We start from the raw sequence: 20,655 nt of genomic DNA, 5'->3' as shown, positions 1-20,655 counted from the left end.
TATCGCTTAAACCTTGATCTTTTGACATTGCAGATCACTCCTTCCTTTATGTTACAGACTATTTTCCCTGTCAGCGCTCAGTTGAAACACTGACTTTTAGAAAGCATAAATGCACATTTTACCATTCAATATCCCCTGATAGAAATAAGTCATATTCTAAAAATCAATCATAATCTTTGAATCTGGAACATAAACCTTTAATGTCATAGCTTATTTGGTTAGGCCATTGAAAGGAGGAGTTCAAGTTGTCACAGGATCAACAATCATCATTACGGTTTTCTGTTGAAGAATCCGTTTGGTTTCAAAAGGGACAGGAAGTAGGTGAGCTGTTATCCATCTCATTAGATCCAGACATCACCATCCAGGAATTTGACCAGTACATCTCCATTCGGGGTGCACTGCAGTTAACGGGTGAGTACAAAATAGATGAGGATTATAACGAAGAGGAATTTGAATATGCCAATCTCCGGTTTGTAAGCAGTGTTGAAACCCGGGAGGATGATGGCATATCACAGCTTGTTCACCGGTTCCCAGTGGATATTACGATCCCAAGAAATAGAATTGGAGATTTAGAAGAAGTATATGTGACGATTGAATCGTTTGATTATGATCTATCTGAAAGCAGAAATCTGAAGCTTGTTGCAGATTTAGAAATAAGCGGAATTTCAAGTCAGGATTCATTTGAAGAAGTTCAGGAAGAGGAAGAGCACATATATAATCACTCATCTGAAGAAGAGCTTGAGCCGCTGTACCGTTCATCTCAGGCTTTGCTCCATGAAGAGGAGACTCAGGAAGCAAATTCAGAAAGCTATGATGCTGTACTTGCTGAGATCAGCGACACTCCTGAAAAAGAAGAGGTTTATCAGCCTTTTGATGTAGAAGTCAGAAAGCAGGCAATAGAAGAAGAAATCGCACAGCCTGAAATTCATTATAGTGCAGGGAGGCCAGCAGAAGCAGATTTCGAAGAATCTTACTCAGCACCGCCTAAACAAAGTCCAAAAAGCCGAAAAGAAGAAGCGAAAAAACAGGAGCAGCCGAAGGAAACCGAAAACTCTCTGTATTTAACAAAGCTTTTTGGCCGTGAGGATGAAGAGGAATTTTCAAAACTGAAAATCTGCATTGTTCAGCAGGGAGATACAATTGACAGCATATGCGACCGTTATAATATCACAGTGCAGCAGCTGCACAGGGTGAACCAATTCAGCTCAACTGCTGATGTGCATGAAGGGCAGACTTTATATATTCCGGTTTATGCAAACACGCATTAAGATGGACAGACAGCTTGGGGAGGAGTATTCCTCAGCTGTTTTTTTTGTAAGAATCAATTGTCATTCTTTACTGAAAACAGGGTAAAATCGTTCACTTATTCCTTCTTAAAGGAAGGTGAGTTATAGAGTGGTGAGAGAAATTATGGATAAGCTAGCGCCTGTTATCGGCCAATATGATTTAACTTGCGAGTACGCGGAGTCAATCAGTGATAAGCTGACCAAAATCTATGCAAGCTCTGGAGCATCATATGCATTAAAAAGAGTCACAGCAAACCGAAATGGCCATTTTATTGAAACACTTCATACTGCTCATCAAAAAGGATTTTCCGGCTATGTGCCGATCTTCAAAAATAAACACCGCCAATTTTTCACCTCAGATGGAGAAAACTGGTATTACATCATGCCATGGCTTCACAATGAACCTGAAGAGGAGAGAGATGAGCGTCATAAAAACATGTTCAGGGAACTCGCTGTGTTCCATCAGAAAACAGCAGCTGCGGAAAAATTGAATCAGGATGCACTTAAAGTTCATTATGATACGTTATCAAAGCAGTGGGATGACAACAAAGCCGCATACGAAAAATATGTGGAAGAATGCGAAAAAAAATGGTACTTGTCCCCTTTTGAACTGCAGGCGGTTACTTATTATTTTGAAACAGCAAGAGCGACTGATTTTGCGCGGAAGAAACTTGATGAATGGTATGAAATGATGAAGGAAAAAGAAGATACCCGCCAGGTTATTATTCATGGGAGAGCTTCCATTCATCACTTTTTATATGATGAACAGGGTACTGGATTTTTAACAAACTTTGAACAGTCCAGATACTCATCTCCCATTGACGATCTGCTTCTCTTCTATCATCGTACGTTCCATACGTATCCATTTGCAGATGATGATTGTGTGGATTGGCTCTATACGTATCAGCAGCATTTTCCGTTCCGGGAAGAAGAAATGCTTTTATTCATTTGCTATCTTGCATACCCGGATTTTATCTACAGAAATTTGAAAAAACATATGAATGAGTCAAACCGGAGTGTCCCTCAGCTCAAACGGAATCAGGATCTCACCAAAGCCTACTGGACTTTTAAAAACATTGAATATTTTGTTATGAAAGTGACGCAAATTGAAGAGAATAAAAAAATAGAGGCAGAGCAATCATCATAAAAAAATCCCAATCATCTCTTTGATTGGGTTCTTTAAATCCACTCCATGTGAAGGGCTAATCCAAGCAATATCAACAGAGATAAAAGAATCAGATCTACTGGAGACGGGAAGATCAAGGTCCGTACCGTCTGGAAAATCGTAATCGGAACGATGAACTGGCCTGCGATTACTTTAAACTGCTTTACCCATGGTGACATATTGTAGTAATTAATTTTTCTGCGCATATAAATTCTCCTAACCTGATGGTTCATGCTAACAAGATATGTGCATTTACCCAAATTTGTGATTCTTGTGAATAAAGCGAAGGAAATTTGGAGAAGATGATTGACGTAAAATGATAAGATTGTATACAATAATACATATATGCTTTTATTAAAAAAATCAACATACATTGACAGGGAAGAGTAAAGCAGAAAGCTGTTTTTAGAGAGAGAAATCATGTGCTGAAAGATTTCTTAAACTAGCTCGCTTGAAGGTCGCCCTTGAGTAATTCTCTTGAAAACTTGCAGTAGAGAGAATCGGCATGAACGCCGTTATCCCATTTGAGAGCATAGGCTTATTTTTGCCTATGAAAAAAGGTGGCACCGCGAAATCAACTCCTTTCGTCCTTTTATTGGATGATTGGAGTTTTTTTATTGTTTCATCACCGGTTTATTTTTAAGGAGGAAGAAAAATGGAGAACAATGAACAAACACTCTCTACAAAATATGATCCGCAGGCAATTGAGCGTGACCGCTATGAGTTCTGGCTGAAGGGCAAATACTTTGAAGCGACCAATGACCAGGAAAAACAGCCTTATACTATCGTTATTCCGCCGCCTAACGTTACGGGCAAGCTTCATCTTGGGCACGCGTGGGACACAACGCTTCAAGACATTGTAACCCGCATGAAAAGAATGCAGGGCTATGACGTACTATGGCTTCCGGGCATGGACCATGCAGGAATTGCCACTCAGGCAAAAGTAGAAGGCAAGCTGCGCGAGGAAGGCAAATCACGCTATGATCTTGGACGGGAAAAATTCGTTGAAGAAACATGGAAGTGGAAAGAAGAGTATGCATCTCATATTCGTACTCAATGGTCTAAACTTGGGCTTGGACTTGATTACTCCAGAGAGCGTTTTACTTTAGATGAAGGTTTATCAAAAGCGGTAAATGAAGTATTTGTATCTCTATATAAAAAAGGACTTATTTACCGCGGTGAATATATTATCAACTGGGATCCACAAACGAAAACGGCTTTATCGGACATTGAAGTTATCTACAAAGATGTTCAAGGCGCTTTTTACCATATGCGCTATCCTCTTTCTGACGGATCAGGACATATTGAAATCGCTACAACCCGTCCTGAAACAATGCTTGGCGATACAGCAGTTGCCGTTCATCCGGAAGATGACCGCTACAAGCATTTGATCGGAAAAACAGTTATTCTTCCAATCGTTGGCCGCGAGATTCCGATTGTCGGCGACGACTATGTGGATATGGAATTTGGATCAGGGGCAGTTAAAATTACGCCTGCACATGATCCGAACGATTTTGAAATCGGAAACCGCCACGACTTAGAACGTGTTCTTGTTATGAATGAAGACGGAACAATGAATGCTAACGCAGGAAAATACAATGGTCTTGACCGTTTTGAATGCCGCAGGCAAATCGTTAAAGACCTTCAAGGTATGGATGTTTTATTCAAAATTGAAGAGCATCTTCATTCTGTAGGACACAGTGAACGAAGCGGCGCAGTTGTTGAACCATATCTTTCAACACAATGGTTTGTTAAAATGCAGCCGCTTGCTGATGCAGCAATCGAGCTTCAAGGCAAAGAAGAGAAAGTAAACTTTGTGCCAAACCGATTTGAAAATACGTATATGCGCTGGATGGAAAATATCCGTGACTGGTGTATTTCAAGACAGCTTTGGTGGGGACACAGAATTCCGGCTTGGTATAACAAAGAAACAGGTGAGGTTCATGTCGATCACTCACCGCCTGCAGATCTTGAAAACTGGGAGCAGGATACAGATGTTCTTGATACGTGGTTCAGTTCTGCGCTATGGCCGTTCTCGACAATGGGCTGGCCTGACACAGAATCGATCGATTATCAGCGCTTCTATCCGACAGATGTGCTCGTAACAGGATACGATATTATCTTCTTCTGGGTTTCACGCATGATTTTCCAGGGTCTTGAATTTACAGGTCAGCGTCCATTTAAAGATGTGCTGATTCACGGGCTTGTACGCGATGAGCAAGGCCGCAAAATGAGTAAATCTCTTGGAAACGGCGTTGATCCAATGGAAGTAATCGAGAAATATGGCGCAGATTCATTGCGCTACTTCCTGTCTACAGGAAGCTCTCCGGGCCAGGACTTGCGTTTCAGCTATGAAAAGGTAGAAGCGACTTGGAACTTTGCAAATAAGATCTGGAATGCTTCACGCTTTGCTTTAATGAACATGGATGGCCTGAAATATGAAGAGATCGATATCAGCGGAGAAAAATCAGTAGCGGACAAATGGATTCTTACTCGATTAAACGAAACAATTGAGCATGTGACCAAGCTTGCTGATAAATATGAATTCGGTGAAGTAGGCCGCCTGCTTTATAACTTTATCTGGGATGATTTCTGTGACTGGTATATCGAAATGGCGAAGCTTCCGCTATATGGGGAAAATGAAGAAGCGAAGAAAACAACTCGTTCCATTCTTGCATATGTTCTTGATAACACAATGAGACTTCTTCACCCATTCATGCCTTTCATTACCGAGGAAATATGGCAGAACCTTCCTCACGACGGAGAATCCATTACAATTGCAAAATGGCCTGAAGTGAATGCTTCATTAACGGACGAAAAAGCTGCTGCAGATATGAAATTGCTTGTTGAAGTAATCCGTTCTGTAAGAAATGTCCGAGCCGAGGTAAATACTCCGATGAGCAAGCAGATTCCAATGCTGATTAAAGCGAAAAATGCGGATGTTGGTCAGCAGCTTGATGATAATCGTGCATACATTGAGCGTTTCTGCAACACAAGCAGCCTTTCAATCAGCACGGATGCAGAATCAGGCGAAAAAGCGATGACTTTTGTCGTAACGGGTGCTGAGCTTATTTTCCCGCTTGAAGGCTTAATCAATATTGATGAAGAAATCTCACGTCTTCAAAAAGAGCTTGATAAATTGAATAAAGAAGTCGAGCGTGTTCAAAAGAAACTGAGCAACGAAGGCTTTGTGAAAAAAGCACCTGAAAAAGTAATTGAGGAAGAACGTGCGAAAGAAAGCGATTATGTAGAGAAAAGAGAAGCTGTTCTTTCTAGAATTAGTGAATTAAAAGGGTAAGCTTTTTAATAGGCTCGGGTTGTGATCGGCAGAATCACACCCGAGTTTTCATGTAAATAGAGAGAAAAGGGGAGATGTTCATGTTTCAAACTTACGAGGAAGCGGTAGATTGGATCCATTCGCGTCTCAGATTCGGCATTAAACCCGGATTAAAGCGGATGACCTGGATGATGGAAAAATTAAATAATCCCCATAAACAAATTCGCGTAGTTCATGTTGCAGGCACAAATGGCAAGGGGTCAACCATTGCATATATGCGCAATGTTCTTCAAGAAGCAGGGTACACGACAGGAACGTTCACATCTCCGTTCTTGGAAACTTTCAACGAGAGAATCAGCATGAACGGCAAACCTATATCTGATGAAGAAATGCTGTTTTTAGTAAATATGATCAGGCCTCTTGCAGATGAACTTGAAGACACGGAGCTTGGCGGACCGACCGAATTTGAAGTAATCACAGCAATGGCTTTCTATTATTTTGGAAGACATGAAAAAACAGATATTCTGCTGCTGGAAACAGGTCTTGGCGGCACATATGATTCAACCAATATTGCAGAACCAATCTTAACAATGATTACAAGCATCGGTTATGATCACATGAATATTCTCGGCAATACAATAGAAGAAATCGCCCTTGAAAAAGCGGGAATCATCAAGGAGGGCATTCCTATGCTGACATCTGTTACAGATGAACGGGCATTAAATGTAATAAAGCAAAAGGCAAAGGACATGAACTCTGCCCTTTATCATGATGCGTTTCCGGTTTTGACTCATCAGCCCCTTCCCAGGGGAGAGAGATTCGAAATGAAGACGCCGTTCAGCTATTATAAAAACCTTGAAATATCGATGCGCGGAGAGCATCAAGTTCAGAATGCGGCTCTTGCAGTGATGGCACTTGATTATCTGCGTTCGGAGGAATTATTTCATATTGACGAGCAGCATATGATTAAAGGACTTTTGCAGACCAGCTGGAACGGCAGATTTGAACAGCTGTCAGAGTATCCAGCGGTCATTGTGGACGGGGCTCATAATAAAGAGGGTGCAGAGAGCCTGACTGCTGCGATGAAGCGTCATTATCACGGCAAAAAGATTCATATTCTCTTTTCGGCTTTAAAAGATAAGGAATACACTCCGATGATTGATATCCTCTCATCAATTGCGGATAGGATGTATTTTACGACTTTTGATTTTCCAAGAGCTGCTTCTGCTAAAGAGCTTTTTCAGGCATGCAGACATGGAAAAAAGGATTTTGAAGATGATTGGAAAGCTGCTTTTCTAAAAATGATGGAAGCAGGCGAAGTAAAAGATGTTTTCCTAGTGACGGGTTCTCTTTACTTTATCTCAGAAGTTAGGCCTTTTTGTCGAAATTTCTTATCGAAAGATTAGGTTGATAGTCCTGAATATAAATGACAGATATCTGAATTTTTGTTAAAATATAAAAATAATAATTTTAAAGATAGGGAGAGGGGGGAACAGTACATGGAAAAAAATCTTAAGATTGTATTATGGGTGTCGTGGGCCATTCTATTTCCGGCAGCTTTATGTGCAGCTTATTATTTTTGGCCGCCGATGATAGCGGGTAATGAACTGGCTATTGCAACATTCCTGTTATTAATGTGTATTGTTTCCATCTTTCCTATTATCGTGAACGAAACTCCTGTTTTTTTCGCTCAGGGTGTTTCAATTTCCGTCTTCCTGCTTTTCGGGCCATTTGTTGAAATTATTCTAATGCAGGTTTCCCTTACTGTTCTTCTTATCAAGCTTCGCGTAGGTTTAAGAGAAATCCACCGCTATCCTACAAATTCATTGATGTTTCTAATCGTCTCTGTTGCAGGGGCTGCTGTCTATTATGCCATTGGCGGAACACATGGAAAAACAGATTTCACTCTTGAGTTTTTATTTAAAGTTATCATATATGCGTTCACAATTTGCCTGACAAATCACTTTTTTCTTCAGCATGTGATCAGAGGCTTTTTCTATAAAAACAAAGAAGAATTTTTTTCGAAGGATTTTTTATGGGAGATTTTCACGACGCTCATGTTCCTGCCGGTGGGAATAATGCTGTACATATTATATGCAGATTTAGGTTTAGAAGCTTTGTTCTATGTGGGAATACCGTTCGTCGGAATCTCCTTTATTCTGCTCCTGCTGTCCAATAGCCAGCGATTGAATTCATATCTTCAGCAAGCAAGTGAGATCGGGCATCAGCTTACAGAAAGACTGGAAGTAAAAGAAGTACTGGATGTCTATATTGACAAACTGACCTCCATGATCAATGCGGATTATGCTTATATCATTGATGTCTTGAATGACTACGAGCTCAAAGTTATCAGAAAGCTTGAAAATGGACAGATTTTAACTGGTACGAAAGAAACGCTCTCTGTCCATCTTGGAATCAGCGGATTAGTGTATGCAAAAAAGAAAAGCGTCCTTTACAAAAAAAGGGAACATTGGGCAAAGCTTGAGAAAACGCTGCTGCCTGAAACCATTGAAAGCATGATTGGCGTCCCGATTGTCAGAAACCAAAAAGTCGTAGGCATTGTCGTTCTTGCCTCTAACAAAAAACGGTCCTACGACCATTCACAGCTGATGATTGTTGATTTGTTAACTGCCTATCTCGGCGTTGCGATTGACAATGCAAGAAGCTATGAGGAGACGAAAAAACAAAGTGAACGCTGTGCGCTCACAGGTCTCTATAACTATCGGTACATGGAGAAGCTGCTTGAATCGGAGTATATGAAACTTGGCAGCTATCAGCTGAATCATTTATCTCTCATTCTGCTGGACATTGACCACTTCAAAAAAGTAAATGATACGTACGGCCATCAGGCGGGAAATGAAATCCTGATTGCACTCTCAGACCGGCTTGTAAAGTTTATTGGAGACCGGGGCACCGTTGCGCGGTATGGCGGTGAAGAATTCGTCATTCTCCTCCCAAATGTGGACAAGATGGCATGCTTTGCCTTCGCTGAAGGAATTCGAAAAACCATTGCGAACCGGCCATTCATGATTGACCAGGACATTCAAACCTTCGGCAGGCGACATTCCATCTCAATCACCGCAAGTATAGGATACGCAACTGCTCCTTATGATGCAGAGGGACCGCTTGACCTCATCAGACATGCAGACCGTGCCATGTACATCGGAGCCAAACAGGCAGGACGGAACCGTGTGGCGGAGTATGTGAAATAAAAAACCAGCATCCATAAATGGCTGCTGGTTTTTTGGTTTTATTCGATTTTTTGGTCGATTTCGGTAATCTGAAGTTTATCTACGGTTGGAAGACCGACTGGGGGATACACGTTCGCTCAATAACTGCTAGTTTTCACGCAATAAGTGCTCCGTTTTACTCCATCTGACCCAGTTTTCTCTCCAACTATCTTACTTTTCACGCGATAATGTACTAAATATTATCAAAATGACTTGGAACCTCTAAGATGACCTTTGTTCCTTTTCCGGGGGAGGAATATATATGCAGTGTTCCATTAACTGAACGCGCTCGTTCTTCCATACTGAACATACCAACACCAGAAGCATGTTTTTTTTCTTCAAACCCTTTTCCTTTATCTTCAATCATGACTCTTACGAAATCTTCAATTTCCCTTATCGTAATGACCGCTTCATCTACTTCGGCATATTTACGTATGTTCGTAAGTGCTTCCTGAATCACACGGTAAATCGTAGTTTCCGTCTTCATGTTTAGCCGTCTATGTAATACACATTCAAGCTTCACTGCTATTTTATAATGCTCTGTATATCGATTTAAGAAGGAACGAATCGCTGGAAGAAGGCCAAGATCGTCCAGAACAGAAGGACGAAGCTCCCAAGATATTTCCCTTACCTCTTCAATTAATTCTGCCGTTTCTTTTTGCATTTGCTCTATAAGGGGGTGTGTTATTTCTGAACTTAGCCGGTTGATCGTAATTAGATGACTGTACAGATTTTGGCCGATCCCATCGTGAAGGTTGCGTGAAAGACTTTTTCTCTCTTCTTCCTGCACATTAAGGATCTTCGTGGTCATATTTTTCAGTTCCTGTTCTACTCGTTTTCGTTCTGTAATCTCTGAACGAATCGCAACATATTGATAAGGTTTTCCTTTCTCATTCAAAAAAGGAACGATGGTGGTGTCCACCCAATAGATGCTTCCATCCTTAGCACGGTTTTGAATCTCACCCTTCCAGACCTTTCCGCTGCCGATCGTATTCCAGAGATTTTTAAAGAATTCCTTTGGATGATAACCTGAATTAATAATGGAATGATCCTGTCCGATCAACTCTTCTTTTGCGTATTTAGATATGATACAAAATTGGTCGTTCACATACCGGATTTTACCCCGGTTATCCGTGATCGCAACAATAGAGGATTCATCAAGTGCAAATTTATAGTCTACCAATTCCTGCATGGAACGCTCTAATTCCTCAAGTACGCGTTTGTATTCTGTAACTTCTTTCCGTATAGCAAGGTATTGATAAGGTTGTCCTTCTTTATCAAGAAATGGAACAATCGTCGTGTCCACCCAATAAAAGGTCCCATCTTTTGCCCGGTTTTTTATTTCACCGCTCCATACTTTTCCTTGGGTAATCGTCTGCCAGAGGTTCACCATAAACTCCTTGGAATGATAGCCGGAATTAATGATCCTGTGATCTATTCCGATCAGTTCTTCTTTGGTATATTTTGATATCTCCATAAATTTATCGTTAACATATTTTATTTTCCCTTTTGCGTCTGTGATTGCAACAATCGTTGACAGGTCAAGAGCAAATTTCATATCTTCAAGCTCTTTTAAAGGCTGATAAAGTTCTTTGCCGATTCTTTCGTGATCTTTTAAATCCTGTGTAACAAACAAGTAGTATTTATGGTCGTTCAAATTAAAAGAAGTTACTCGAATAGGAACCGGAAACGTCCAGCCTTGTTCATGTTTGCCATATAGCTGGATAATAGCCCATTCTCTCAGTTCAGACAAACGGACCTCTGGCAAAAACCGCTGGATGTGCTCTCCGTCATAGCACCCTCTAGCGGTTCCAAATAAATCCTCTGCTATGCTGTTCATGGATTCAATACGTCCATCCCTACGAACAAGAATGGTTCCATCATCACTCTCTTTCCGTTTCTTTGAATGCATGATTGTTTTCATTCCATTCACCTTCCAAATCTGGCAAGAGACTATTATTAAACAGTCTCTCAAGTTTATTCACAGCATTTTGAACGATTTTGTGTTCTTCCTCTGAAAACAGTTGTGACGTTCGTCTTCCGATCAGGAAGGCACCTTTAGGCATACCTTTGCTTAAAATGGGAACAGCTCGTGCAGAAACCAGCTGTTCTGCCAGCATAATAGGGTAATCCACTGCCTTACCTTCCAGATCATGCGGAAAAGAAGGAATCTCCACTGGCCTCCCTGTTGCAATAACACGGCCAGCAACTCCTTTTCCATATCGTACCTCCATCCTGCGAAATTTTTCATTACGGTTTCCAGCAGCATAATGCCAGCAGAGTTTTTTGCTTTTCTTAGCTTGAAACGCAATGCCGACAAAATCTACATTACATTCTTTTTTAACATTTTCACAGATTGATTGGACGGGAGAATTTATTTCATTATGTACATACCCTTGTTTAGAATCCATAACCCATCAGTCCTTTTTTCAAAGCATAGGTTACGAGTTCTGGTCTTGTTTTCATCTGGAGTTTTTCCATTACCTTACTTTTATGTGTCTCTACAGTTTTCACACTGATAACCAGCTTTTCGGCAATTTCTTTATTTGAATAGCCTTTTGCGATCAATGTCAGGACTTCCTTTTCACGGTCGGAAAGCAGACTGTAGGAATCCGCTCCGTCCTGTTTCATATGGCTAAGGTATTCCTCCATCAAACGTTTTGTTGCACTCGGATAAAGATAGGCATAGCCTTTTGCAACAGATTCAATCGCCTGCAGCAGTTCTTCGTGCGGAGCACTTTTTAAAATACAGCCTGAAGCCCCAGCCTGTATGGCACGGAAAAGATATTCTTCATCGTCATGCATCGTTAAAATAAGTATAGAAGTATTGGGCAGGATTTTTTTAAGCTCAGATGTTGCAGATAATCCATCCTTTCCATGCGGCATGCTCAAGTCCATTAATACGACATCAGGCCTCTGCTCTTCTGCTTTTTTGATGCCTTCATTTCCTTCAGACGCTTCTCCGACCACTTCCATATTTGGATGGGCATTTAACAGCATGTTAAGGCCCATCCTGACAACAGCATGATCATCTACCAGCAGAATCCTTATCAACACAATCCCTCCTTTTATGATGATTTATAAAATATGCCGGAACGGTCACAGTTACCTGCGTTCCTTTGTTTATTTCGGAGGAGATGCGGCAGTCCCCTCCGACCAGTCTTATACGTTCTTTCATTGCCAATAATCCCGGTGCTTTATTTTCGGCGATGACCTTTTCCTTTAAAAAGCCGCGGCCATTATCCCGAATGACCACTTGCAATTTTTCTTTTTCAGAAGAGATCAGAATATCCATTTCTTCCACATCTGCATATTTCGCTGCATTCGTGAACGCTTCCTGACAAACGCGGTAAACGGCCAGGTTTACAGCTTCTTCAAGCATATACCTATTTCCTGTTTCTTTTACATTTATCACAATGCCGAACGTAGATGTATAATAGACCGCAAATTGCTTAATAGCCGGCACTAGACCAAGGGTAGAGAGGGTAATCGGGTATAGCTCAGTTGATAGCCTTCTAATATCTCCTATACCCGTTTCCATCGATCGAATCATTTCATTCATAAAATTTTTCAGGGCATCATTTTGCAGACCTTGTTCAATAAATTGGAGGCCTGTGTACACACTATATAAATTCTGTGCCACACCTTCGTGGAATTCAAGACCTATTCGTTTACATTCCTGTTCTTGTAAATGAAGAAGATAAGAGATTACGTTATCTTTTTCTAATAGCGGGTCCATCTTCATCCTCCTGGTTATACTGTTTTTGCACGCTGATCCGTTATATCGCTAAACATGCCTGCATACAACTGAACCTCGCCAGAATCATCTTTTATGGCTGTGATTGTCAGCCATTCTAAATAATTGTTGCCGTCTTTACGGCGGTTCCAAATTTCTCCCTGCCAAAAGCCATTTTTCTCAATCGACTTCCACATCAGGTCATAAAAGTCTTTTGATTGAAGACCAGATTTTAATAGATTAGGATTCTTTCCGATCACTTCCTCTTGTTCATAACCAGTAAGCAAAGTAAACGCTTTGTTGACTGAGATGATCTTTTGGTTTGTATCGGTAACCATAATCCCCTCGCCTGTATTTTTGATAATCTGATTAGACAAGCTCAGCTTATCATGATAATACATCCATATCACAAGCACGAGACTTGCAAGTGCAACCTGTGAAAGAGCCATAAAGCCGATCGCATACTGCCCTGTAATATTATAGATGATCGCTAATAATAGCGGCGGAAAGAAGCCTCCAAGACCGCCCATCGCTGATACGATACCATTTACAATACCTGCCTGTTTCTGAAAGTACATCGGCACAAGTTTGAAAATTACACCATTTCCCATGCCCGCACAAAATGCGATAGTTAAACAGCCGACTGTATATAACTGAATGGATGGAGCAAAAGAAAGCAAGATTGCAGAAACGGTAAATCCAAAAAATACGCCCATCAATAAAACGAGTGAGTTAAACCGGTCCGCCAACCATCCCCCTACTGGCCTCATAACAGTTGCTACTACGATAAAGCCCGCTGTCCGGAGACCTGCATCCACCTTTTCTAGCCCGAAGTTCGCTACGAGAAAGTTAGGAAGATAGATTGTAAAAGCTACAAATGAACCAAATGTAATGAAATAAAATAAGCAGAAAAGCCACATTCTCTCATTCTTATAAACACCTTTAATCTGTTCCATTAATGGAGTTGCCACTTTTCTTTCTGTTTTATCACCAAAAACAAAGTTTAATAGTATAAAGACGCCTAATAGGACAAGATAAAGCTTCATCGTTACAGACCAGCCCAGCTGCATGGCAACAACCGGAGCGGAAAATGCCGTGATGGCCGTACCAAGGTTTCCTGCACCGTATACTCCGTTAACGAATCCATGCTTTTCTTTTCCATAATATTTTGGAAGGGATGTTACACCTACTGAAAACACCGCTCCACCTATGCCAAGGAATAATCCTCCGATCAATAAATCAGTAATAGAGTTCGCTTCACTAAGGTAATAAACGGGAAAAAGCAAAAGGATAAAACTGAACATAAAAATCTTTCTTGCTCCAAAAAGGTTAGCCATGTAACCCAGAGGAATCCTTAGAAGAGACCCCAAAACAACCGGTATAGCGGTTACCATAGCAAGCTGGCTAGCAGGAATCGAGATGTCTTCTTTAATAAATGGCAGCAAAGATGATATCAATACCCATACCATAAATCCTGCCACTAGATTTAAGGTTTGGAGCGGCAGCTGAATGTTTTTATTCATGATTAGCTCTCCTTTTTAATTACGTAATAAAGTATGCAGTCTTTGTCGTAGGCAGTCCAGACTTTTTCTGTCCATTTCACATCAGAAGTTAAAGGAACGGCAAGAAAATTAACCGCATCAAAATAAATTCGAAGGTGTGTTTGATCAGGGCATTTTTGAAGTCTTTTAATTGTTTTAGTCAGTGATGGAGGTGTTTCCTCACCCTGTTCACCATGCACCACCACAGAAACTACCCCCGATTTAAACCGTTCGAGTGCTGTTATGTTAACGGCTTCCACAGCTTCCACAACCCTTCTTATCAGAGAAAACTTGAATTTGATATCCTTGGAGGTACTCCCAAAATTGAGAGGTCCCTCGCTTCTCTAAAAAGTTTAAAACTTCCTCTTCTGATTCCCACATACTCATTCCGCGCAGTTCAGCGACAATGATAACTGCACCAGCATCTTGTCTTTCGTCCAGATACCAATAAAGATGATGTTCCATAAACAAGGACTGAAGCAGTTCATCAACCTCTTTTTTAAAGCCTTCACATATACTGCGGATAAAACAAAAATCGATCAGCGTTTCATTATTCATTTTCATTTTGAACCGCCTTTCCGTTTTTCATTTTTATAGATAAAGAGAGCTACAGGAAATAACAGAAGGTTGATACACGTATAAAGAATGGTTCTCTCATAGTTTTCATAATAAAATTGGTGAACCAAAAATTGAGTAAACACGATATTCATCATTAAGATGCAACATAATAAAATGACACCGATCCAGCTACGCTTCATAACGTTTCACCCTTACCGCATAGATTGAGCCATTTTCGATCTTCAATGTAATTTCAGGAAGCGGTCGGCGCGGCGGCCCTGCAGTAGGTGCACCAGTGTGAGCATCAAACTTCCCATGATGACAAGGACAGATCATTTCTCCTTCTTCCTTTTTCCAAAAAACTGGACAGCGAAGATGGGTGCATGCGTTTTGAAAAGCTACATATTTTTTCTCACTCAAACGAATAAGAATTGCGCTGTCATGCTCAGAAGGAAAGCTAAAGTCTACTGAATCTCCAACAGCGATATCTTTTACATCTGCAATCTTTGTTTTCGGATATTCTTTGTCTCCTAGTTTCATCAGTTCCTTTGCAGCTACCGCTCCCCAAGGCAAGGAAGAAACGGCAAACAGCCCTGCAGCACCAACAAGAGTTTTCATGAACCCTCTGCGGTCAAGTGTTCTCTCACCATTACGGTCGATATTATGGGTATAATTCTCTTCCTTAAAAGGAATTTTATTATTTTGGTCTGTCATGATCTCACACCCCTAAAAAAGCTTTTTGACACCCTGCAGAATACCAGGGAGATTTATTTTTACATTCGTTTCATTTTCAAGATAAGGCATACTCGTTACCCATTTTCCGTTATCCAGGTTAAACTGCTGTTTCTTTTGTTCGATCTCCTCATCAGTCAGCCACTGTAAAGTATTAGAAGGACAAACACTCGCACACATTGGCGGAATACCATCCTTTGTACGATCGATACAGAGGTCGCATTTATACATAAGATTTTGTTCCGTATCAAACTTTGGAATGCCGTACGGACAAGCAATCGTACAGTTTTGACATCCAATACACTTCTCTACTAGCGCTGACAGTACTGCACCCGTTTCGTGAATTTGAATTGCCTGGGCAGGACAGCTTCTCGCACAAGCAGGATTCACACAGTGCAAACACATCAGCGGCATGGTTTGACGGTTAACGAGCGGGTTCACGTCATAAACGTAGTTGCGGTTTCTTTCCTCATGCCCACCGCACTGCGTACAAGCAGCAAGACAGGAGCGGCAGCCGATACAGTTTTCAAGCTCCAGATACAATCGCTTTTTCATTTATTGCACCTTCTTCATTTCTATTTTCTCAATCTGAGCCGCGCAGGCTTTAAACTCTGGCATTTTAGAAATAGGATCAAGTGCTGCGATCGTTAGCAGATTGATAGATTCCTCATGCCCAAAGTGGTAAGGAACAAAAACAGTATCTTCCCGAATGGCTTCCGTAATCTTCACCTTATAATGTCCAGAGCCTCGTCTTGTATAAAGCCTTACCGTTTCTTCATGTTCAATGTGGTATTCTTTCGCTGTTTCTGGATGGACCTCCACAAAAGGTTCAGGGCACATATCATGCAGAAAAGGAATCCGTCTTGTCTGGTTACCTGAAAGATAGTGGTATACAACACGCCCTGTTGTCAGTCTTAACGGATAATCATTACACGGTTCTTCTGCAGGCGGCCGGTATGGAAGAGCACAAATCTTGGCTTTTCCGTCGGGATAATAGAATTTTTTATCCAGGAACATGTGGGGAGTCCCTTTATCATTTTCATCTCTGCATGGCCAGAAGACGCCATCTTGTTCATCGATCTTATCCCATGTTGCTCCGTAATAATCTGCGTATCCGCCTTTTGATGCAAGACGAAATTCATCAGCTACGTCTCTTGCCGTTTTCAGATGTGAGAAGTATTTTCCTTTTCCAAGACGTTCAGCAAGTTCCACTTGAATCTGCCAATCTGGTTTTGATTCTCCGATCGGTTCTTGCGCTTTATTGATTTTAATGATGCGGCCCTCAAGGTTTGTAACCGTACCTTCATCTTCAGACCATGTCACAGCTGGCAAAACTACATCCGCAAACTCCGCTGATTCAGAAAGATAAAAGTCTGAGCACACCATAAAATCAAGATTCTTCATCGCTTTTCTTACAAAATTTAAGTTTGGCGCTGATACAGCAGGGTTTGAACAAAGAAGATATAAACCTCGAATCTCTTTTTGATCCATGAGCTCAAACATTTCATAAGCAGAAACACCTGGTTTTGGCATTTCTTCTGGTGTGATACCCCAAACTTGGCAAACTTCCTTTACATGCTCTGGGTTCGTAATTTTTCGATATCCTGGCAGAAGATCAGATTTTTGGCCATGCTCTCTGCCTCCCTGACCATTTCCTTGCCCTGTAAAGGTAGCGACACCTGATTTAGGTCTTCCGATTTTACCTGTCACAAGTGCCATGTTGACATAAGCTGAAACGTTATCGACTCCCTTATGCTGCTGTTCGATTCCTCGAGCAAACAAGACAATCGCATTCGGTGATTTTCCGTAAATTTCCGCTGCCCGGATTATTTTTTCGGGTGCCACTCCCGTTATGAAACTCGTATATTCCGGTGTGAATGCAGATACAAGTTCTCTTGTTTCCTCAATACCGTTTGTATGGTTTTCGATAAAATCCTGATCCGCATAGTTCCCTTCCAAAAGGAGATTCAGGATACCATTTGCCAGCGCAAGGTCGGTTCCAGGTTTCAGATCAAGATGAACATCTGCTCTTCTAGCGAGTGGAGTCTCTCTTGGGTCTGCAACAATTAAATATCCGCCGCGTTCTTGAACCGCCCAAACGCGGAACATCGATGTCGGATGGCATTCAGCTGTATTGCTTCCTGTTATAAAAAGACAATCTGTTTCATGAATATCCGTCCAGGGAAGGGTAGATCCTCTATCCACCCCAAATGATCGTAAAAATCCGCCTGCAGCACTGGACATACAAAAACGGCCATTGTAATCAATGTAGCGGGTACCCAGGGCAACCCTTGCAAATTTTCCAGTTAGATAGCATTTTTCGTTCGTCATAGAAACACCGCTGAAGACAGAAAGTGTGTCTATTCCATAGTGTTTCTGCATATCGAGAAATTTTTCTGCGATCAGATCATACGCTTCATCCCAGCTGGCTTTCCGAAAACCTTCTTTTGTTCCTTTTAATGATGCATCATCCCGGATCAGCGGCCGAAGAAGACGATCTTTGTGGTTTGTCTGCTGATAAGCCGTTACCCCTTTCGGACACATTTTACCGACAGTAACAGGCCAGTCGTAGCGCGGCTCTACTCCGATGATTTTGTTTGTAAGAGTATTTACTCTTAAGTTCATTCCGCATTGCATTCCACAATAGCTGCAATGTGTTTTTATAAGTTTTTCATTCGGATGTTCAAGATTCTCGATTTCTTTAAAGAATTTATCCCTTTGCATTTTGATTGGCCTCCTTGACCTTTACTTGATGAGTAGGAAAACCTGAAAATTGGGCGATTCGATATTTTCTTCGGCAAGGAAGACACAATTCTGCGAGATGGAAGCCCTCTTTCATTTCGTAGCGGATATCGTTCACGCTAAGTACGTCTATTACATCGTTTGATTGTTCTGTTGAAACAAATCCATCACCACAAACGCGGCATTTCTTTGTTTCCACCTCGGCGTAATGCTCACGATAATTTCTGGCAAATACGCTCAGCGGGCGGAAAGGAATATGCGCCAGTTTTCCAAATGGCAAGTAAATAAGGGTAATGATTACAGAGTATTGATGGATCAAGGACATAACTGGGTGTCCCCATCCGTGCAAAAACACATTAGAAAAAGTTAATAAAAGTCCGGTAATGCTTATTAACAACAAAAGATAAAGCGGCAGGAAGTCGTAGATAAACTTTTGTTCAGCCCGGGCCTGCATATTTTTCAAACGGCGATATAACGCCATACATACACCAGTAATTACCATAAGTGCTGTGAAGTTAAGGGCATTGTAAAAGAAAAAAGCGATAATTCCATCTGCTTCTACTTTCATTAGGTTTACTCCCATTCCAACGACGGTGTAATACCCGTTATCCTCCATCGTGAAGTACATCCAGCCGAATACTAATGGAAACGTTACAAAACAGGATAGGATGCAGCCCCAGCCGATCAGGATATGCTGTGTCCAGCGATAGATCCCGCGATTCCAGATAAAATTGTATGTACCGAGATGTTCAACGGACGTTTTTGGTGTTGATTTTCGAAACAGCAGCTTGATTCCTTTTTTTATAAATAACTTGGTTGGAGGTCTCTCTCCCCACGCAATAAAGCGGTAGAAAAAACCACCGATAAAAACAATCGTGCCTACCATATAGCCGTAAAGGTTCAAATCAATATGAGTGAACATTCTTGAACCAACAAAAGCTAAGACTGTTAAAAAGATGACAGAAATAAACATGGATTTAGCGAATTTAGAAGCAAACGCGTTAGTAATTGTTTGTTTGCCGTGCACTTTGAACTCTAACTTTCCGTGCATATGAATCCTCCTCTTAAACTGAATAAACAATAAAAAAACCTCTTGTTCTTAGTGTAAGAATTAGGAGGTCTTTTCAACATCAGGGAATTCCCCCATCCTTCCGGGGGAAAACCCTTATCTTTTTTAAAAGATGTAATGGAACCTAAAAAATACAGGCTTACATAATTAAAATAGTGAGCGCTTTTTTTGGATTGCGTTTTAAATGAAGGTATCATTACGATGTGTAGATAAATTAGATTCGAGGAGGAGGATGATGAAAAACGAAAAGACTTCTGCCAATAAGAAAATCACTGCCGCGATAGCCACAATGCCGACAACTGCAGGATAGGCTAATGCCGAAATGATTTTCTGCCTGGTTTTATACTGTTTTTCGTAATGTATGGCTAATCGGTCAAGTGTTTCATCCATGTTCCCTGCAGCTTCACCGGCCTTTACCATGTGGTGAACATGGAGGTGAAGATCTTTTTATTCTTGCCCGTTTTATGAATCCTATTAATCGCTATCGGTCTGGTATTCATGAAGAGCCAGCCTTCAACTAAGTATTACTTGGATTTCTTCATTCTGAAAACACCTATTTTAGGAAAAATGCTGCAAAAAGCTGCGCTGGCAAGAATGACGAGAACCTTAAGTTCGCTGTTTTCAAGCTCCGTTCCAATTCTGCAGGCTATTTCAATAGTGGAGAATATCGTTGAAAACGAAGTGATCAGCAGAGTGTTAAAGGAATCAAGAAATGCACTGGAAAAAGGAAAATTTAAAGACAGAGCCAATGAAGGATCACAGGGTATTTCCGCCTTTGGTGACTCAAATGATTGCCATTGGAGAAGAAACAGGATCACTGGATGAAATGCTGTCAAAAGTAGCTGATTTTTATGAGGAAGAAGTAGAATAGTCTACAGATCGTCTCAAATCATTAATAGAACCTTTAATGATAGTTTTCCTGGCAGGAATTGTCGGCGTGGCAGTGACTTCTATCCTAGTTCCTATGTTTGATATTTTTAACAAAATAAATTAAATTTTGACAAAATATTAACAACATAATCCAATTCATGTGCTATAATGACCATAATCTGCATACAAAGTACTATATTGCCAATTTGCTGGTTAAGGGGAGGAAGACATGTTGCAACCCATGCTGAAGCTGTTCAAGTTCTAGATACAGCAAAATGATATGTATCTACTAAAAATCCAATTGATGCTACAACTGCCTTATCAAACGCTGGTACTAATCCTAATACTGCATTGAGTGACTATTTAGATGGAGTAGGAGAGTATTCAATTACTGTTAATTATGTAAATGGCAAATATACTTATACGAATATTAGTGTAACTAAAAACTC

The 20,655-nt window shown here is 40.9% G+C and carries 18 protein-coding genes, 2 pseudogenes and 1 other annotated feature; of the genes and pseudogenes, 6 read left to right on the top strand and 14 right to left on the bottom strand.

Features of this window, described 5'->3' with window-relative positions; all coding sequences use genetic code 11:
* Window positions 1-245 precede the first annotated feature (245 nt).
* Both spoVID and ysxE read left to right on the top strand, forming a co-directional pair.
* Window positions 246-1,268, top strand: coding sequence for a stage VI sporulation protein D (gene spoVID, locus LIT25_19715; protein USK32792.1), 1,023 nt, complete (start codon window positions 246-248; stop codon window positions 1,266-1,268).
* A gap of 142 nt (window positions 1,269-1,410) precedes the next feature.
* Entirely contained in the window at window positions 1,411-2,433 is a 1,023-nt protein-coding gene (gene ysxE, locus LIT25_19710) for a spore coat protein YsxE (protein ID USK32791.1), read from the top strand.
* A gap of 32 nt (window positions 2,434-2,465) precedes the next feature.
* Here ysxE and LIT25_19705 read toward each other — a convergent pair whose 3' ends face one another.
* Window positions 2,466-2,657 (bottom strand): hypothetical protein, encoded by a 192-nt coding sequence (locus LIT25_19705; protein ID USK32790.1) that lies wholly within the window; start codon window positions 2,655-2,657, stop codon window positions 2,466-2,468.
* 158 nt (window positions 2,658-2,815) lie between these two features.
* Window positions 2,816-3,046 (top strand) — a binding site (T-box leader).
* A gap of 60 nt (window positions 3,047-3,106) precedes the next feature.
* On the opposite strand from LIT25_19705, the gene LIT25_19700 reads away from it, so the two are divergent.
* The 3 genes from LIT25_19700 (at window position 3,107) to LIT25_19690 (ending at window position 8,940) form a co-directional block, all read left to right on the top strand.
* Entirely contained in the window at window positions 3,107-5,749 is a 2,643-nt protein-coding gene (locus LIT25_19700; GenBank protein USK32789.1) for a valine--tRNA ligase, read from the top strand.
* 80 nt (window positions 5,750-5,829) lie between these two features.
* A complete protein-coding gene (locus tag LIT25_19695) occupies window positions 5,830-7,134 on the top strand; it encodes a bifunctional folylpolyglutamate synthase/dihydrofolate synthase (protein USK32788.1) in 1,305 nt (434 codons plus the stop codon).
* Window positions 7,135-7,227: 93 nt separating this feature from the next.
* The gene (locus LIT25_19690; GenBank protein ID USK32787.1) at window positions 7,228-8,940 is read left to right on the top strand and encodes a sensor domain-containing diguanylate cyclase; all 1,713 of its coding nucleotides are present in this window, start codon (window positions 7,228-7,230) and stop codon (window positions 8,938-8,940) included.
* A gap of 211 nt (window positions 8,941-9,151) precedes the next feature.
* On the opposite strand, the gene LIT25_19685 is transcribed toward LIT25_19690, so the two are convergent.
* The 13 genes and pseudogenes from LIT25_19685 to LIT25_19625 form a co-directional block, all read right to left on the bottom strand.
* Complete coding sequence (locus LIT25_19685; protein USK32786.1) at window positions 9,152-10,882, bottom strand: PAS domain S-box protein; 1,731 nt, start codon at window positions 10,880-10,882, stop codon at window positions 9,152-9,154.
* On the bottom strand, window positions 10,842-11,369 hold the full coding sequence (locus LIT25_19680) for a GAF domain-containing protein (protein USK32785.1): 528 nt from the start codon (window positions 11,367-11,369) through the stop codon (window positions 10,842-10,844). Before LIT25_19680 ends, LIT25_19685 begins: the two co-directional genes overlap by 41 nt.
* Window positions 11,359-12,009 (bottom strand): response regulator transcription factor, encoded by a 651-nt coding sequence (locus LIT25_19675; GenBank protein ID USK36345.1) that lies wholly within the window; start codon window positions 12,007-12,009, stop codon window positions 11,359-11,361. The genes LIT25_19680 and LIT25_19675 overlap by 11 nt, the downstream gene beginning before the upstream one ends.
* Window positions 11,987-12,697 (bottom strand): histidine kinase, encoded by a 711-nt coding sequence (locus LIT25_19670; protein ID USK32784.1) that lies wholly within the window; start codon window positions 12,695-12,697, stop codon window positions 11,987-11,989. The genes LIT25_19675 and LIT25_19670 overlap by 23 nt, the downstream gene beginning before the upstream one ends.
* A gap of 14 nt (window positions 12,698-12,711) precedes the next feature.
* On the bottom strand, window positions 12,712-14,220 hold the full coding sequence (locus LIT25_19665) for an MFS transporter (protein USK36344.1): 1,509 nt from the start codon (window positions 14,218-14,220) through the stop codon (window positions 12,712-12,714).
* Window positions 14,220-14,495, bottom strand: a complete 276-nt coding sequence (locus LIT25_19660) for a hypothetical protein (GenBank protein ID USK32783.1) — start codon at window positions 14,493-14,495, stop codon at window positions 14,220-14,222. Before LIT25_19660 ends, LIT25_19665 begins: the two co-directional genes overlap by 1 nt.
* Window positions 14,482-14,799 (bottom strand): hypothetical protein, encoded by a 318-nt coding sequence (locus tag LIT25_19655; GenBank protein USK32782.1) that lies wholly within the window; start codon window positions 14,797-14,799, stop codon window positions 14,482-14,484. The genes LIT25_19660 and LIT25_19655 overlap by 14 nt, the downstream gene beginning before the upstream one ends.
* The gene (locus LIT25_19650) at window positions 14,796-14,993 is read right to left on the bottom strand and encodes a hypothetical protein (GenBank protein ID USK32781.1); all 198 of its coding nucleotides are present in this window, start codon (window positions 14,991-14,993) and stop codon (window positions 14,796-14,798) included. Before LIT25_19650 ends, LIT25_19655 begins: the two co-directional genes overlap by 4 nt.
* The gene (locus tag LIT25_19645; protein ID USK32780.1) at window positions 14,983-15,507 is read right to left on the bottom strand and encodes a Rieske 2Fe-2S domain-containing protein; all 525 of its coding nucleotides are present in this window, start codon (window positions 15,505-15,507) and stop codon (window positions 14,983-14,985) included. Before LIT25_19645 ends, LIT25_19650 begins: the two co-directional genes overlap by 11 nt.
* A 12-nt stretch (window positions 15,508-15,519) precedes the next feature.
* Window positions 15,520-16,080: a ferredoxin gene (locus tag LIT25_19640; protein ID USK32779.1), complete on the bottom strand. Its 561-nt coding sequence runs from the start codon at window positions 16,078-16,080 to the stop codon at window positions 15,520-15,522.
* A complete protein-coding gene (locus LIT25_19635; protein USK32778.1) occupies window positions 16,081-18,249 on the bottom strand; it encodes a molybdopterin oxidoreductase family protein in 2,169 nt (722 codons plus the stop codon).
* The gene (locus tag LIT25_19630) at window positions 18,236-19,276 is read right to left on the bottom strand and encodes a hypothetical protein (protein USK36343.1); all 1,041 of its coding nucleotides are present in this window, start codon (window positions 19,274-19,276) and stop codon (window positions 18,236-18,238) included. Before LIT25_19630 ends, LIT25_19635 begins: the two co-directional genes overlap by 14 nt.
* Before the next feature lie 318 nt (window positions 19,277-19,594).
* Window positions 19,595-19,791 (bottom strand): annotated as a pseudogene (locus tag LIT25_19625) (type II secretion system F family protein).
* Window positions 19,792-19,795: 4 nt separating this feature from the next.
* Here LIT25_19625 and LIT25_19620 point away from each other — a divergent pair.
* Window positions 19,796-20,330: pseudogene (locus LIT25_19620) on the top strand (type II secretion system F family protein).
* Window positions 20,331-20,655 lie beyond the last annotated feature (325 nt).

Origin of the sequence: Bacillus sp. F19 (assembly GCA_023823795.1) — a bacterium.
Classification (GTDB): Bacteria; Bacillota; Bacilli; order Bacillales; family Bacillaceae; genus Bacillus_P.
This window is presented reverse-complemented; position numbering and strand designations above follow the sequence as displayed.

Coding starts and splice junctions, on each gene's coding strand:
- ysxE (USK32791.1), top strand. CDS start 1,411: ATGGATAAGCTAGCGCCTGTTATCGGCCAATATGATTTAACTTGCGAG.
- LIT25_19690 (USK32787.1), top strand. CDS start 7,228: ATGGAAAAAAATCTTAAGATTGTATTATGGGTGTCGTGGGCCATTCTA.
- LIT25_19635 (USK32778.1), bottom strand. CDS start 18,249: ATGCAAAGGGATAAATTCTTTAAAGAAATCGAGAATCTTGAACATCCG.
- LIT25_19700 (USK32789.1), top strand. CDS start 3,107: ATGGAGAACAATGAACAAACACTCTCTACAAAATATGATCCGCAGGCA.
- LIT25_19705 (USK32790.1), bottom strand. CDS start 2,657: ATGCGCAGAAAAATTAATTACTACAATATGTCACCATGGGTAAAGCAG.
- LIT25_19655 (USK32782.1), bottom strand. CDS start 14,799: ATGAAAATGAATAATGAAACGCTGATCGATTTTTGTTTTATCCGCAGT.
- LIT25_19680 (USK32785.1), bottom strand. CDS start 11,369: ATGGATTCTAAACAAGGGTATGTACATAATGAAATAAATTCTCCCGTC.
- LIT25_19645 (USK32780.1), bottom strand. CDS start 15,507: ATGACAGACCAAAATAATAAAATTCCTTTTAAGGAAGAGAATTATACC.
- LIT25_19670 (USK32784.1), bottom strand. CDS start 12,697: ATGGACCCGCTATTAGAAAAAGATAACGTAATCTCTTATCTTCTTCAT.
- LIT25_19640 (USK32779.1), bottom strand. CDS start 16,080: ATGAAAAAGCGATTGTATCTGGAGCTTGAAAACTGTATCGGCTGCCGC.
- LIT25_19650 (USK32781.1), bottom strand. CDS start 14,993: ATGAAGCGTAGCTGGATCGGTGTCATTTTATTATGTTGCATCTTAATG.
- LIT25_19685 (USK32786.1), bottom strand. CDS start 10,882: ATGAAAACAATCATGCATTCAAAGAAACGGAAAGAGAGTGATGATGGA.
- LIT25_19695 (USK32788.1), top strand. CDS start 5,830: ATGTTTCAAACTTACGAGGAAGCGGTAGATTGGATCCATTCGCGTCTC.